Here is a 14655-nt window from a genome sequence, read left to right as displayed (position 1 = left end):
TGCGGGGGGCGTCAACTGATTTCCGCCAAGAGAAAGAAGGTGATTGTAGAATGGCGGCCCTGCGGTTATTTTGAATCCTGCGAGAGCCCGCATCCGGGCCGTATCTCCTTGTGAGAGCGGTTGTTTGGCCCCTGACGCCCGAGACCCGATGGGAAGATGACTCCGTTGGGTGAGGTGGTGTTTTTTTGGGCCGGTTCCCGGCCCGGCGGCGGCGAAGCCGGCTGATCCGTCCCCAGACGGATGGCCATGCCATAGTATCTTTTTTTGCGAGAAATTCCGAAGCAGGGCGCGCAGCCCGTTTGGTTCCCAGCCATGACCGACGTCTTCCTGACATCCAAGACAGTCTTTGCGGGATCAGCCGATGGCGCCGCCGGCTTCGCCGGATCGAACACCTGCCCCTACCGCCGTGCAGCCTTGGGCGCGCGCCGCGGATCGGCAGCGTCTTGGAGACACGACATTGGTAAAACGTATGTTGATCGACACCACGCACCGGGAAGAAACCCGGGTCGTGGTGGTGAATGGGACCCGCCTGGAAGAGCTTGACGTCGAGACGTCAACGAAGAAACAGCTCAAGGGCAATATCTATCTGGCCCGCGTGGTCAGGGTCGAACCGTCGCTACAGGCAGCTTTCGTCGAGTATGGCGGCAACCGCCACGGTTTCCTGGCTTTTAGCGAAATCCATCCCGATTATTTCCAGATTCCCGCCTCGGACCGGCAGGCGCTGCTGCGCGAACAGCGCGAATCGATGCGCGAAAGTGCCGAGAGCATCGCGGGGGAAGCCTCGACCGACGCCGTCGAGGATGAAATGGGCAAGGAGCCCGACACCGTCCCCCTCGAAACCGTCGTCGAAAGCGCCAAAGCGGCGGCCGAGGACGAGGACGACGGCGATCTGGGCGGCGATGACGCCGAGGACGACCGCCGCCGCCGCCGCGCGATGCGCCACTACAAGATCCAAGAAGTCATCAAGCGCCGGCAGATCATGCTGGTGCAGGTCGTCAAGGAAGAGCGCGGCAACAAGGGCGCGGCGCTGACCACCTATCTCTCCCTGGCGGGCCGTTACTGCGTACTGATGCCCAACACCGCCCGTGGCGGCGGGGTGTCGCGCAAGATCACCAACACCGCCGACCGCCGCCGCCTCAAGGCCATTACCAGCGAACTGGATATTCCCGACGGCATGGCGGTGATCGTGCGGACCGCCGGCTCGGAACGCAGCCGCTCCGAAATCCGCCGAGACTACGAATACCTGCTGCGCCTGTGGAACAATGTGCGCGAGCTGACGCTGAATTCCGTCGCTCCGGCCCTGGTCTACGAGGAAGCCAACCTCATCAAGCGGTCGATCCGCGATCTCTATTCCCGCGATATCGAGGAAATCCTGGTGGACGGCGAGGAAGGTTACCGCCTCGCCAAGGATTTCATGCGCATGCTGACGCCGAGCCATGCCAAGCGCGTCCAGCCCTATCGCGATCCCTTGATCCCGCTGTTCCACCGCTATCAGGTGGACAGCCAGCTTGATCAGATGCATAGCCCCATCGTGCAGCTGCGTTCGGGCGGCTATGTGGTCATCAACCAGACTGAGGCTCTGGTCGCCATCGACGTCAATTCCGGCCGCGCCACCAAGGAGCGCCATATCGAAGAGACGGCGCTGAAGACCAACCTGGAAGCGGCCGAGGAAATCGCGCGGCAGCTGCGCCTGCGCGACCTGGCGGGCCTGATCGTCATCGACTTCATCGACATGGAAGACAGCCGCAACAACGCGGCGGTGGAGCGCAAGCTCAAGGAAGCGATGAAGCATGACCGGGCGCGCATCCAGCTGGGCCGCATCAGCGGTTTCGGCCTCTTGGAACTGTCTCGTCAGCGCCTGCGCCCCAGCCTGCAGGAAACCAGCTTCCAGACCTGCCCCCACTGCAACGGCACCGGCACCATCCGGTCGGTGGAATCCACCGCCGTCTACATCCTGCGCGCCATCGAGGAGGAAGGCATCCGCAACCGCTCGGCCGAGGTCACCGTCACGGTGCCGACAGGGGTTGCGCTCTATATCCTCAATCACAAGCGCCAGGCCCTGGCCGAGATCGAGCAGCGCTATAATTTCCGCGTCTTCCTGCAAGGCGACGACAGCCTGATCCAGCCCGATTACCGCATGGATCGGGTCAAGTCTGAGCATCCGCGCATCGACGAGGCGGCGGCCCGTGCCGCCATCAGCCAGCAGGCGCCGACCGAGATCGAGGAAGAGGACGAGGTCGAGGACGAAGCCCTGGCCGAAGAGGGTGAAGCCGCCGAAGGGGCGAACGGTCACGCCGATGCTGGGAATGGCGAAGAGGATGGTGGCCGCAAGCGTCGCCGCCGCCGCAAGCGCCGCCGCCGCAACGGCGAGGACCGTGCCGAGGCGATGGGCGCCGAACAGGCTGACGAGGACGGAGAAGAGGAGGGCGAGGACGCCGAAGAGGCTGCCGAAGCCCCTGACTCCGTCGAAGCCGCCGAGGGTGAGGCCGAAGAGGTTCAGGCCGAAACCGGCGAGGAAGACAGCGGCCGCAAGTCGCGCCGTCGCGGCAAGCGCGGTGGCCGTCGCCGCCGCCGGAGCGAAGGTGAGGCCCAGGGCGAGACCGAAGGGCAAGCCCTGGAAGGCGGTGAGGCCGTGGAGGCCGTCGACGCCGCCGAGGCTGCCGCTGAGGAAGAGGCTGCCCCGGCTGAGGAAGCGCCTGCCGCGCCGGTGATGGCCGAAAGCGTGACGGCGGAAGAGACCGTCACGGAAACGGCTCCGGCCGTCGCGGATGCCGAAGCGGCGCCGCAGGAAACGGGAGAAGCCGCACAGGTCGAAGCCGCGCCCAAGAAGCCGGTCCGCCGCCGCCGCAAGGCTGCCGAAAGCGAGGCGGAAGCCGAGGCCGCTGCCCCCGCCGCCGAGGAAAAGCCGAAGCGCCGCCGCACGCGCCGCAAGGCCGAAGAAGAACAGCCCGCGCCGGAAGCCGCCGAGGGTGCGGCGGAACAGCCCCAGGCTGCCGAGCCGGTGCCGGAAGCGACTCCGCAGCCGGAACAGCCCCAGGAGCAGCCTTCGCCTTCCATGGCCGAAGCCGCCGAAACCGCTCCCACTCCGCCGCCCCGGCGCGGCTGGTGGAGCCGAGGCTGAGACGGGTTTCCCGATTCTTCTGCCGGGAAAGGGGCGCGGTTCCAAACCGCGCCCCGTTTCGTTTGAGAGGGGCCTGCCGCCGATTGTGCGTTGCACCTTTGGCTGGTTAAGGATAAGTTAATAAAAATGGGGCGGGTATTGTTGCCGTTTTGATAAAATTTTAAGTGTCGCCCCTCTCTATTTTCCGGTCTGCGAGGCGGATCATGCATATGCGCAAAGAAAACGACATCGGCTCTCTTGCTACCCTCGTTTCCCTGCTCGAAGAGCAGGCGACCGAGATCCTGGAGATGCGCCATATGGCGGAACGGGCGATGAGCAACAGCACATTCGCCGATTACACCGCTTTCCGTCAGAAGGTGGTGGAATTCGAGATGTTCTCGATGATCGTCGAACACCGCATCCAGAACATGATCGGCAGCCATGACGGGCGCTTGCAGTACCAGTTGGAGCGGCTGAACATCCGCGTGCTCAATCACCTGATCGGGGCCAGCGTGCGCTTCTTCGAGGCCATGTCCGGCGGCAACCTGCCGCTGGGATCGCGGGAATTGTTCATCAGCGAGCTGAAGGCGCTTTACGACGCCAAGCAGCAGCTTTCGAATATCAGCTGTGCGACCGACCTGCCCGAGGATGCGGAACGCAACATGCGCCGCGCCGAGAAGATCCTGCGTGAAATCATCGAGCGCGCGCCCAGCCTGCTGGATTTCTCGCGCAAGCCGGACTGAACCGCCGGGTCTGCAAGAAGACCTCGGCTCGCCCCGCCCTTCGAGACGCCGCCAAGGCGGCTCCTCGGGGCGAGGCTATTCCCTTATTTCGCCAAGGGCTCGTAATAGTTTCTGTCCATGCCTGCCAGCAGGCGGGCTTCATGGTTGAAGGGTGCTTTCAGGCCGCCCGGGAAATTGGCGCGGTGGATGCGGTGAAAGGCGTCCACGGGGTCTTCCCCCAGCCGGCGCGAGATTTGGTCGAACCAGCGCGTGCCGGCGGCCACATGCTTGATCTCGTCGCGGAAAATCACTTCCAGCGGAGCGATGCTCTCGAGGTCGCCATTGGCGCGGAGGCGCTCGATGGTGGTCGGCGTGGTGTCCAGGCCGCGCGCCTCGAGGGTCATCGGCACCACGGCCAGCCGCGCCCGCAGGTCGTGGGCGGTCTTGGTAGCGGCCTGCCACAGGCCGTCATGGGCGGGCAGGGCGCCGTAGAAGGAGCCGAGATCGCGCAGGATGGCGTCGAGCATACGGAAATGCTCGGCCTCCTCGACCGCCACCTCGACCCAATCGTCATAGAAGCCCTTGGGCAGGTCTTCGTGGGTGAAGCGGGCGATGATGTCCCAGGCCAAATCGATGGCGACCAGTTCGATATGGGCCAGGGAATGCATCAGGGCGATGCGTCCGGCCACGCCCCCGTAGGACCGCTTGGGCATGCGGTTGGGCGGCAGCAATTCGGGCTGCGCGGGCCGTGCCGGACGGTCGGGCGGCGGGCAATGGCCGATTTCGCTGATCCGCCCGGCCCGCCAGTCTTCCCCGATTTCAGCGGAAAGACGCAGCTTTTCGGCGGGATCGGGCGCCGTCAGGACAGCGCAGGCCGCTTGAGCGAGAGTGGTCACAGCGCCTTCGCGGCCTCCAGCACTTCCTCGACATGGCCCTTGACCTTGACGCCGCGCCAGACGCGCCGGATCACGCCGTCGGCGTCGATCAGGAAGGTCGAGCGTTCGATGCCCATATAGGTCTTGCCGTAATTCTTCTTTTCCTTCCACACGCCATAGGCTTCGCAGACCGCGCCGTCCTCGTCCGAGGCCAGGGCGAAGGGCAGTTCGTACTTGGCCTTGAATTTGTCGTGGCGGGCCGGGCTGTCCTTGGAAATGCCGATGATCTCGGCCCCCGAGGCGGAGAAATCGGGCATGGCGTCGCGGAAGCCGCAGGCTTCGGTGGTGCAGCCGGGGGTGTCGTCCTTGGGATAGAAATAGACGATGACCTTGCGCCCCTTCAGTGCCGAAAGGGTCAGGCTGCCGCCGCCGTCGGTGGGCAAGGTGAAGTCGGGGGCGGGGTTGCCGGCGTCGATAGTCATGGCGCGGTGGGTCTCCTATTTCTGTTCGTTGGCCGCTTGCGCGGCGCGATAGGGTTCGGCGGGTTTGTCGATCAAGCGGACGAAGATGTCCAGTACCTGCGCGGCGATTTCCGCCATCTGCGTCTTCAGACTGTCGAAATCGCTGGCTCCGGCGGCGCGGATCAGCAATTCCTTCAGCCCGCGCGGCGCATCCTCCTCGGTGAAGGCGCCTTCGATGGTCTGGCGCAGCACGCTCTGCACCGTGGTCCACAGATGCAGGGCGTCGCACAGCAGAGTGCCTTCCTTTTCCTCCAGCAGGCCCAGTCGGACGGCCTGGCGCAGGACGTCGGCGGTGCCGTGGGCCAGGATGGAGGGATGGCTGCGGGCATGGCGCAGTTGCAGATACTGGGCGATGAATTCGATATCGACCAACCCGCCCCGGCGGTGTTTGACGTCCCAGATGGACGTGCCCTTGTGCTCCTTGGCCATGCGGGCGCGCATGTCCGAGACGTCGACCAGCAGCTTGCCTTCGTCGCGGGGACGGCACAGGGTGTCGCGGGTGATCTCTTCGATCCGTTCCACCAGGCGGGTCGGGCCGCTGATGACCCGGGCCTTGGTCAGGGCCATGTGTTCCCAGGTCCAGGCCGCCTCGTCGTGATAGCGGATGAAGGAGGTCAGGCTCGAGGCGATGGGACCGGCATTGCCCGAGGGACGCAGGCGCATGTCGACCTCATAGAGGACGCCTTCGCCGGTCTTGGCGGTGATCGCGGTCAGCAGGCGTTGGGTCAGCCGGGCGAAATAGACGCTGGGCACCAGGGGCTTGGGGCCGTCGGATTCTTCCGCCCCGTCCGGCACGTCGTAGATCAGCACCAGATCCAGATCGGAGGTGGCGGTCATCTCGCGGCTGCCCATCTTGCCCATGGCGATGATGGCTACCCCGGCATCGGCGAAGCCGCCATGCAGCCGGGCGAAGTCCTTCTCGACATAAGGATGCAGGCGCGAGATCACGGTATCGGCGATATCGGTCAGGGCGCGGGCGGCCTGCGAGGCGTCGATGACGTTGCGCAGGGTCAGCACGCCCACCTGGAATTTGTGGTCGTTGGTCCAGCGCCGGCAGATATCCAGCGCTTCCTGGAAATCGAAGGCAAGGGCAAGCTGCTTGTCCAGTTCCTGCCCCAGGAGATCGGGGCCGGGGGGCGGATCGAAGAAACCCGGCGCCAGGACGCTGTCCAGCAGATTGACCCGCCGCGCCAGATGTTCGGCCAGGCGGGGGGCGTCGCCCATGATGTCGGCCACCAGGTCGAGCAGGCCGGGATGGGCGTGGAACATGGAAAACAGCGGCACGCCCGCGGGCAGGCGAGAGAGGAATTCGTTGAACTTGGCAAAGGCCGCATCCGGATTGGCGGTCTGCGACAGGGCTTTCAGCAGGGTCGGGGTCAACTCGGTCAGCAATTCGCGGGCGCGGGTCGAGCGCGTGGCGCGGACGCGGCCGTGATGCCAGCCGCGAATATCGGCGGAAACGGCAGACGGATTGCGGAAGCCCATTTCGGCGATGGTGCGCAGGGTTTCCGGATCGTCCTCGCCGCCGGTGAAGACTAGGTTGCCGGCATCGGATAGCGAGGGGGCGTCCTCGAAGAGATGGGCGTAGTGATGCTCGACCCGTTGCAGGCGGCGCACCAGGGCCTGGGAAAAGTCCTCGATCCCCTGGAAGCCGGCGAAGACGGCCAGATGGCGCAATTGCTCGGGGTCCTTGGGCAGCTCTTGGGTCTGCTTGTCGTCGATCATCTGCAGGCGATGTTCGAGATCGCGCAGGAAGACATAGGCCTCGACCATTTCCTCGGCGACGTCCGGGGCGACATGGCCTGCCTGGGCCAGGGCGCGCAGGGCCTCGACGGTACGCGGGCTGCGCATTTCCGGGTCGCGTCCGCCCCAGATCAGCTGCTGGGTCTGGGCGAAGAACTCGATCTCGCGGATGCCGCCGCGTCCCAGCTTGATGTTGTGCCCGGCCACGGCGATGGTGCCGCCGCCGCGATGGGCGTGGATCTGCCGCTTGATGGAATGGATGTCCTGAATGGCGGCGAAGTCCAGCGACTTGCGCCAGATGAAGGGGCGCAGCAGGGAACGGAAGAACTGGCCGCTTTGCTCGTCGCCCGCGACCTGACGGGCCTTGATCATGGCGGCGCGTTCCCAGTTCTGGCCGAAGGCTTCGTAATAGGTTTCGGCGGCGCTGAGGGAAACGGCGGCGGGGGTGGAGCCGGGATCGGGGCGCAGGCGCAGGTCGGTGCGGAAGACGTAGCCGTCGGCCGTCCGCTCCTCCAGGATCTTCACCAGGTCGCGGGTCAGGCGGACGAAGGCTTCCTGCAGGGATTTCCGGCCGGTATAGGTGATCTTCTCGTCGTCGAAGAAGACGATCAGGTCGATGTCGCTGGAATAATTCAGCTCCCCCGCTCCCAGCTTGCCCATGCCGATGACCACGAGGCCGCTGTCCCGTTCCGGATCGTCGGGATAGGGCAGAGTGAAGTCGCCGTTCTCGGCGGCCTTGCGCAGTAGATGGCGGCAGGCCAGGCGAATGGCGGTTTCCGCGAACAGGCTGATGGCGCCCGTCACCTGGTCCAGCTTCCACGCCTTGCCGATATCGGCCAGGGCGATCAGCAGGGCGGTGCGGCGCTTGCCGATGCGCAGGCCGCGCATCAGCCGGGCCTGGTCCCCCTCGGCGCCCAAATCTTGCCACAACCCGCTGATCAATGCCTCGAAGACGGCATCCGGGCCTTGGGCCATAATGTCGCGCAGGAAGGCCGGTTCGCGCAGCAGGCATTGGCCGAGGAAGGGCGAATTGCCGAAGACGGCCTCGAGTAGGGCCCGGCTTTCCGGCTGTTCGGCCGCGTCCCGGATGAAGCCGGAAAGCCCGGAATCGTCGGTGGCCGAGGCCAGTTCGAGCCAGCGTTCGAAGCCGCGGTCGCGGCGTTCCGGGTCGGCGGGCTGGGGCAGGGCGAGGGGAAGAGGTGGAAACATCTACTGGCGCAATTTCCAACAGTGTGCTTTTTCTCACACTGCGCAAAGCTCCTGCGGGGGTCAAGGTCAACATGGTAGGGGTTGAAAGTGGTCCACGAGGGGGTCGCTAGGCTGTTTCGCCTGCTGGGCGCCCTTCTGGCTGTCCTGTTGCTGACCCTGCCGATCCTCGCATGGCGGCTGGCGCAGGCGCCGCTGACGGTGGATTTCCTCAATCCCTATATCTCCGAGGCCCTGTCCGCCGCCGACGGTTCGGTGCGGGTGGAACTCGACAGCACCGTGCTGGCCTGGGGCGGGGCCCAGCGGGCCCTTTCGGTGCGGGCGCTCAATGTGCGGGCCCTGGATTCCCGGGGACGCCGGATGGTCAGCCTGCCGGAACTGGCGCTGACGCTGTCGGGCCCGGCCCTGCTGCGCGGGGAACTGGCGCCGCGCAGCATCGAACTCAGCAACATGCGCATCCGCTTGGTGCGCGAGGCCGATGGGCGCTTCCGCTGGCTGCCCGGGCAATTGCCCGAAGGCGAAGAGGTGGACGAGGCCGACGCCTCGGGGGCGTTGCTGACGATGATCGCCGCCGAGTTGGCCGCGCCGCTCGGCAGCGGCATGGCCGGGGACCTGGAGCGGCTGCGCATCGCCGATACCGACCTGACCCTGATCGACCGTGCCCAGGGCATTCGCTGGCATGTCACCGATACCGACATCATCCTGCAACGGGACGAGGACGGCGTGGTGGCCGAAGTCTCGGGGCGGCTGGGCGTCGAGGGCGAGGAAAGCGCCATTTCGGTCATCGCCAGCTATTCCCGCAACGACGACAGCATCGAAGGCGAAACGGCTTTCCAGGCCATCCGTCCGGCGCGGCTGGCGCTGTTGAACGAGACTTTGCAGCCGCTGACCGCGCTCGACCTGCCGCTGGACGGCCTGTTGTCCTGGCAGGGCAATCTGAAAAGCGGGCTCGAAAGCCTGCGCGCCCATGTCCAGGGCGGGGAAGGACATCTGAGGCTGGACGAGCCGCTCGGACTGACCTATCCCATCGCCGCGCTGTCGCTGCATGCGGATCTGTCCGAGGGCCTGACCCGGCTGGAGCTGCCGGAATTGTTCGTCGATCTGGGCGGCCCCACATTGCTCGTCGAGGCCCTGGCCGAGGAGGTCGAGGGGCGGGCCCTGGTCAAGGCCGATGCCATGCTGCGCGACGTGGCCGTGGACATGCTGCCCCGCCTGTGGCCGGAAACGGCGGGGCGCCAGGCCCGGGAATGGGTGCTGCGCAATCTCGAGAACGGCCATGTGCCGGAGGCGACGGCGACCCTCTCGGCGACGGTGCCCCTCGACGCCCCGGAAGAGACCATGATCGACGCCCTGAACGGCACCATCCAGGCCCAGGGCGTGACGGTGCATTACCTGCGTCCGATGCCGCCGGTGCTCGATGCCCGGGCGGCGATCACCTTCGATCAGAAGAGTTTCGACATCCATGCCCAGGGGGGCGGCGTGCAGGGGCTGAGCCTGCGTAACGGTACGATCCGGCTGCTGGACCTGCACACCAAGGACCCGCATGCCGACATCAACCTGGAAATCGCCGGGCCGGTGCCCAGTGCGCTGGGGCTGATCGACAGCGAACCCTTGGGCTATGCCCGGCAATTGGGGATCAGGCCCGCCCAGACCCGGGGCGACAGCGTCACCAAGCTGCATCTGGCTTTCCCCTTGGAAGCCGATCTCAAGCTCGACGACATCGGCGTGAAGGCCGAGGCGCGGGTGAGCAACATCCGCCTGCCCAAGGTGTTGATGGACCTGGATCTGAGCGGCGGCACCCTCGACCTGACGGTCGATGCGAAGGGCATGGACGTGGCCGGGTCGGTGGTGCTGGGCACCATTCCGGCGGAACTGAACTGGCGCGAGAATTTCACCAAGGGCGAGTTCCGCAGCCGCTACCGGCTCAAGGCGCCGCGCGTGACCCAGGAACAGCGTGCCAGCCTGGGGCTGGATTCCGTGCCGTTCATCGCGCCGTGGATCGACGGCCCGGTGGCCGCCGAGGTGGAGGCGGTGACGCGGGACGGCGGGCATGCGCGGATCGAAGTCAAGGCCGATCTCGCCGCCGCCGCGATGGAATTGCCGGGCCTGGGTTGGGAAAAGGATGCCGGAACCCCCGGCAGCGCCACGGCCGTCGTCGAGGTGCGGGGGCAGCATCTCCATGCCGTTCCGCATTTCAGCGTGGACAGCGCCGGTCTGCAGGCCGAGGGGCTGGTTTCCTTCACGCAGGGACGTATCGAGCGGGTGGATTTCCTGTCCTTGCGCTATGGCCGTAACGATGTCGCGGGATGGATCGGATTCCAGCCGGGAGAGGCGCTGGAGATATCCCTCCGCGGTCCGGCCTTCGATGCGGAACCCCTGCTGTCCGACCGCCGCAGCGTTGCGGCGGCGGAGGGAGGCAAGGACAAGGATGAGTCCCTGCCGCCCATGACCATCCGCGCCGAGCTGGGCCAGATGTGGGTCAGCGCCGTCGGCAGCCTGGATAACGTGGTGGCGCGGCTGGAGCGGGACGATAAGGACTGGCGGCTGGTCCGCCTGGACGGCTGGGTCACGCCCAAGGACAGCGTGCAGATGGAACTCGCCCCCAACCTGACGGGGCGGCAGGTGACGGTGACCTCGGACAATGCCGGGGCGGTGCTGCGCGCCTTCAATCTGTTCGACAATATCATGGGCGGGAAGATGACCATCCAGGCCAGCTTCGACGATTCCGACCCGCGCCAGCCCCTGTCCGGCACCGCCAGCATCAGCGACTATTCGGTGGTGCGGGCGCCTGTCCTGGCCCGTCTCCTGTCCGTCGCGGCCGTGACGGGAATCGTGGACGAATTGCGTGGCGAAGGCATCAGCTTCTCGACGGCGGAAGCACCGTTCACCTTCGTCGACGGCGTTCTCCAACTGCACGATGCCCACGCCTATGGCGCTTCGCTGGGGCTGACCGCCCAGGGCCAGCTGGATTTGAAGGGCGGGGTGATGGCGCTGGAAGGAACCATCGTTCCCATGTACGCGCTGAATTCCGCCTTGGGGAATATCCCGATTCTCGGCCAGTTGCTGACCGGAACGGAAAAAGGTGGCGGCATCTTCGCCGCCACCTATCGCATGACGGGACCGTCCAGCGATCCCTCGATCTCGGTCAATCCCTTGGCCGCCCTGGCGCCCGGCTTCCTGCGCCGGTTGTTCGGCTTTACCGGGGATGTGCCGGTGGTGGAGTAGCCTGCCGCCCTCAGGACGCCTTCACCAGGACATGACGCTTCTTGCCGGCGGACAGCTTGATGACGCCGTCGCGCAGGTCGCCGGCACCGACCGGCTGGTTCTCGTCGGACAGGGCGGCATCGTTGACGCGGGCGCCGCCGCCCTTGATCAGGCGGCGCGCTTCGCCGTTGCTGGCGGCGAGGCCGGCGCGGGCGAAGAGGGCGAAGGCGGGGATCCCGGCGGCCAGTTCGTCCTGGGGGATTTCGATGGTGGGCAGGTTGTCGGACAGGCTGCCCTGTTCGAAGACGCGTTTCGCGGTTTCCGCGGCTTCCTCGGCGGCTTCGGTGCCATGGGCCAGGCGGGTGGCCTCGAAGGCGAGCACCTTCTTGGCGTCGTTGATCTCGGCCCCTTGCAGGGCTTCCAGCTTGGCGATCTCGTTCAGCGGCAATTCGGTGAACAGGCGCAGGAAGCGGCCGACATCGGCATCTTCGGTGTTGCGCCAGAACTGCCAGTAATCATAGGGCGACAGGCGTTCGGCATTGAGCCAGACGGCGCCCTGGCCGGTCTTGCCCATCTTGGCGCCCGAGGCGGTGGTGATCAGCGGCGAGGTCAGGCCGAACAGGTCCACCTGGTCGACGCGGCGGCCCAGCTCGACGCCGTTGATGATGTTGCCCCACTGGTCCGATCCGCCCATCTGCAGCATGCAGTCATGGCTGCGGTTCAGCACCAGGAAGTCGTAGGCCTGGAGGATCATGTAGTTGAATTCCAGGAAGGACATCGGCTGCTCCCGCTCCAGCCGCAGCTTGACCGAATCGAAGGTCAGCATGCGGTTGACCGAGAAATGGCGGCCGAAATCGCGCAGGAAGGCGATGTAGTTGATCCGGTCCAGCCAGTCGGCGTTGTTGACCATCTCGGCATCGATCTCGCCCTTGCCGAAGGTCAGGAACTTGGCGAAGACCTGCTGGATCCCGGCCATGTTCCGCGCGATGTCCTCGTCGCTCAGCATCTTGCGGGCTTCGTCGCGGCCGGTGGGGTCGCCGATCCGCGTGGTGCCCCCGCCCATCAGCACTATGGGCTTATGGCCGGTCTTCTGCAGCCAGCGCAGCAGCATGATCTGGATAAGGCTACCCACATGCAGGGAATCGGCGGTGCAGTCGAAGCCAATATAGGCCGTGCGCCGGCCGCTGGCGAGTTGCTCGTCCAGCCGCTCGAGATCGGTGCATTGATGCATGAATCCGCGCTCGGTGACGATGCGCAGGAAGTCGGAGCGGAGCGTCGTCATGACCTGTCCAGAATCGCTTGGAAAAAGAGGCGGCAATCGCTTGCCGGACGAGGGGTCCTTTAGCACAATCGGTTAGATGACACAATTCTTGGGGGCGAAGACGGCGTGACCTCGTATCTTACCGCTTTGGGCCTGATGAGCGGCACCTCCCTGGACGGCGTGGACGCCGCCCTGGTGGAAACCGATGGCGAGACGGTGCGCGCCACCGGCCAAGCCCTGACCGTGCCTTATCCCGACGATCTGCGCGCGCGCCTGCGGGCGGTGCTGGGCGCCGACGGGGCGGAGCGGGAGGCCGAGATCGGGGAAGTCGAGCGCGACATCACCCTGTTCCATGCCGAAGCCGTGGCGACCCTGCTGGGCGTGGCGGGCCTGCCGTCCTCGGCGGTGGATGTGATCGGTTTCCACGGCCATACCATCCTGCACCGGCCCAAGGAGCGCCGTACCCGTCAGATCGGTGACGGCGCGCTGCTGGCGCGCAGCACCGGCATCCGCGTGGTCAACGACTTCCGCACCGCCGATGTGGCGGCGGGCGGGCAGGGGGCGCCGCTGGTGCCGGTCTATCACGGCGCCCTGGCGCGGGGCTTCGAGCGTCCGCTGGCGGTGCTGAATATCGGCGGCGTGGCGAATATCACCTTCATCGACGAGGACGGTTCGCTGCTGGCCTTCGATACCGGGCCGGGCAATGCGCTAATCGACGATTGGGCGCTGAAGCATACCGGGCGGCCGGTGGATGAAGGCGGGGCGCTGGCCGGATCGGGCCGGGCCGGAGAGGCGGCTCTGGCTGCCTTTGCCGCCCATGACTTCTTTGCCGCCAAGCCTCCGAAATCGCTGGATCGTGACGATTTCCGCAGCTTCGCCACGGGGCTGGTGGAGGGCATGGACGCCGCCGACGGCGCGGCGACCCTGACTGCCTTCACCGCCCAGGCGGTGGCGCTGGCGCAGGTGCACCTGCCCCGGCCGCCCCGGCGCTGGCTGGTCTGCGGCGGCGGACGGCGCAACCCGCGCATCATGGCGGCGCTGGCGGATATCCTGCCGGTTCCGGTCGAGGCGGTGGAGAGCGTGGGCTGGGACGGCGACGCCCTGGAGGCCCAGGCCTTCGCCTATCTGGCGGTGCGCAGCCTGCGCGGCCTGCCGCTGACCTGGCCCGGCACCACCGGCGGGCCGAAGCCCATGCCGGGCGGCCGCGTCCACGACCTGCCGGTGCTGGCAGAAAGCCGGTGACGCGGCGGCGGGGCTGAAAGAGAAAAAGCGGGCCGAGGCCCGCTTTTTTTCTATTCCGCCGGTTCCAGTTCGGCGTCTTCCTCGTCTTCGTCCTCCAGGACGGGGGGCGGAAGGGGCCGTTCCTTGGGCAGCAGAGCGACGTCCAGATAATCGTCGAGTGCCAGGTTCAGATGCTCGGTGCGGTTCGAGAAGAAGTGGGTCGCGCCTTCGATCAGGCGGTAGGTCACTTCGATATTACGCTGGCTGTTGAGTTTCTGGGCCAGCTTCGCGACGGCGGCTTCGGGCACGATCTTGTCGTGGGTGCCGTGCAGGATCAGCCCCGAGGACGGGCAGGGCGCCAGGAAGGAGAAGTCGTAGCCGTTGGCGGGCGGCGCCACCGAAATGAAGCCGTCGATCTCGGGCCGGCGCATCAGAAGCTGCATGCCGATCCAGGCGCCGAAGGAAAAGCCGCCGACCCAGCAGGACGAGGCATTGGGATTGAGCGCCTGCATCCAGTCGAGGGCCGAGGCGGCATCCGACAATTCGCCTTGGCCGTTGTCGTATTTGCCCTGCGAACGTCCGACGCCGCGGAAGTTGAACCGCAGGGCCGAGAAGCCGCGCCGGACGAAGGCATGATACAAGGTGTAGACCACCTTGTTGTTCATGGTGCCGCCGTGCCGGGGATCAGGGTGCAGCAGCAACGCCACAGGCGCGTTGGGAAGCTTGCTATGGTGGTAGCGCCCTTCGAGTCGGCCTTCGGGGCCGTTGAATATGACTTCAGGCATCTTGCTCCGCACTACTT

The 14655-nt window shown here is 66.1% G+C and carries 9 protein-coding genes; 4 read left to right on the top strand and 5 right to left on the bottom strand.

What is annotated here, in order from left to right:
* Positions 1-457 precede the first annotated feature (457 nt).
* Both EPD66_RS17080 and EPD66_RS17075 read left to right on the top strand, forming a co-directional pair.
* Positions 458-3121 carry a ribonuclease E/G gene (locus tag EPD66_RS17080; protein WP_142849718.1) on the top strand — a complete coding sequence of 888 codons (2664 nt, stop codon included), beginning with the start codon at positions 458-460 and terminating at the stop codon, positions 3119-3121.
* Positions 3122-3324: 203 nt separating this feature from the next.
* Entirely contained in the window at positions 3325-3843 is a 519-nt protein-coding gene (locus tag EPD66_RS17075; RefSeq protein WP_142849717.1) for a hypothetical protein, read from the top strand.
* Between the two features lie 83 nt (positions 3844-3926).
* On the opposite strand, the gene EPD66_RS17070 is transcribed toward EPD66_RS17075, so the two are convergent.
* The 3 genes from EPD66_RS17070 to EPD66_RS17060 are packed head-to-tail and all read right to left on the bottom strand — an operon-like array spanning position 3927 to position 8170.
* A complete protein-coding gene (locus EPD66_RS17070; RefSeq protein ID WP_142849716.1) occupies positions 3927-4718 on the bottom strand; it encodes a ferritin-like domain-containing protein in 792 nt (263 codons plus the stop codon).
* Positions 4715-5179 carry a thioredoxin-dependent thiol peroxidase gene (bcp, locus tag EPD66_RS17065; RefSeq protein ID WP_142849715.1) on the bottom strand — a complete coding sequence of 155 codons (465 nt, stop codon included), beginning with the start codon at positions 5177-5179 and terminating at the stop codon, positions 4715-4717. Before bcp ends, EPD66_RS17070 begins: the two co-directional genes overlap by 4 nt.
* A 15-nt stretch (positions 5180-5194) precedes the next feature.
* Positions 5195-8170 carry a bifunctional [glutamine synthetase] adenylyltransferase/[glutamine synthetase]-adenylyl-L-tyrosine phosphorylase gene (locus EPD66_RS17060; protein WP_142849714.1) on the bottom strand — a complete coding sequence of 992 codons (2976 nt, stop codon included), beginning with the start codon at positions 8168-8170 and terminating at the stop codon, positions 5195-5197.
* A gap of 87 nt (positions 8171-8257) precedes the next feature.
* Between EPD66_RS17060 and EPD66_RS17055 the strand changes: the two genes are divergently transcribed.
* On the top strand, positions 8258-11392 hold the full coding sequence (locus tag EPD66_RS17055) for an AsmA-like C-terminal domain-containing protein (protein WP_142849713.1): 3135 nt from the start codon (positions 8258-8260) through the stop codon (positions 11390-11392).
* Positions 11393-11402: 10 nt separating this feature from the next.
* Here EPD66_RS17055 and tyrS read toward each other — a convergent pair whose 3' ends face one another.
* Entirely contained in the window at positions 11403-12653 is a 1251-nt protein-coding gene (gene tyrS / locus EPD66_RS17050) for a tyrosine--tRNA ligase (protein WP_142849712.1), read from the bottom strand.
* 105 nt (positions 12654-12758) lie between these two features.
* On the opposite strand from tyrS, the gene EPD66_RS17045 reads away from it, so the two are divergent.
* Positions 12759-13874: an anhydro-N-acetylmuramic acid kinase gene (locus EPD66_RS17045; RefSeq protein WP_255448551.1), complete on the top strand. Its 1116-nt coding sequence runs from the start codon at positions 12759-12761 to the stop codon at positions 13872-13874.
* 50 nt (positions 13875-13924) lie between these two features.
* On the opposite strand, the gene EPD66_RS17040 is transcribed toward EPD66_RS17045, so the two are convergent.
* On the bottom strand, positions 13925-14638 hold the full coding sequence (locus tag EPD66_RS17040; RefSeq protein WP_142849711.1) for an alpha/beta hydrolase: 714 nt from the start codon (positions 14636-14638) through the stop codon (positions 13925-13927).
* Positions 14639-14655 lie beyond the last annotated feature (17 nt).

The organism is Telmatospirillum sp. J64-1, assembly GCF_006980715.1.
Taxonomy (GTDB): Bacteria; Pseudomonadota; Alphaproteobacteria; order Rhodospirillales; family Magnetospirillaceae; genus Oleiliquidispirillum; species Oleiliquidispirillum nitrogeniifigens.
This window is presented reverse-complemented; position numbering and strand designations above follow the sequence as displayed.

Excerpts from the sequence above, each read along its gene's own strand:
- EPD66_RS17040 (WP_142849711.1), bottom strand. The coding sequence starts at position 14,638 with ATGCCTGAAGTCATATTCAACGGCCCCGAAGGCCGACTCGAAGGGCGC.
- EPD66_RS17075 (WP_142849717.1), top strand. The coding sequence starts at position 3,325 with ATGCATATGCGCAAAGAAAACGACATCGGCTCTCTTGCTACCCTCGTT.
- tyrS (WP_142849712.1), bottom strand. The coding sequence starts at position 12,653 with ATGACGACGCTCCGCTCCGACTTCCTGCGCATCGTCACCGAGCGCGGA.
- EPD66_RS17060 (WP_142849714.1), bottom strand. The coding sequence starts at position 8,170 with ATGTTTCCACCTCTTCCCCTCGCCCTGCCCCAGCCCGCCGACCCGGAA.
- bcp (WP_142849715.1), bottom strand. The coding sequence starts at position 5,179 with ATGACTATCGACGCCGGCAACCCCGCCCCCGACTTCACCTTGCCCACC.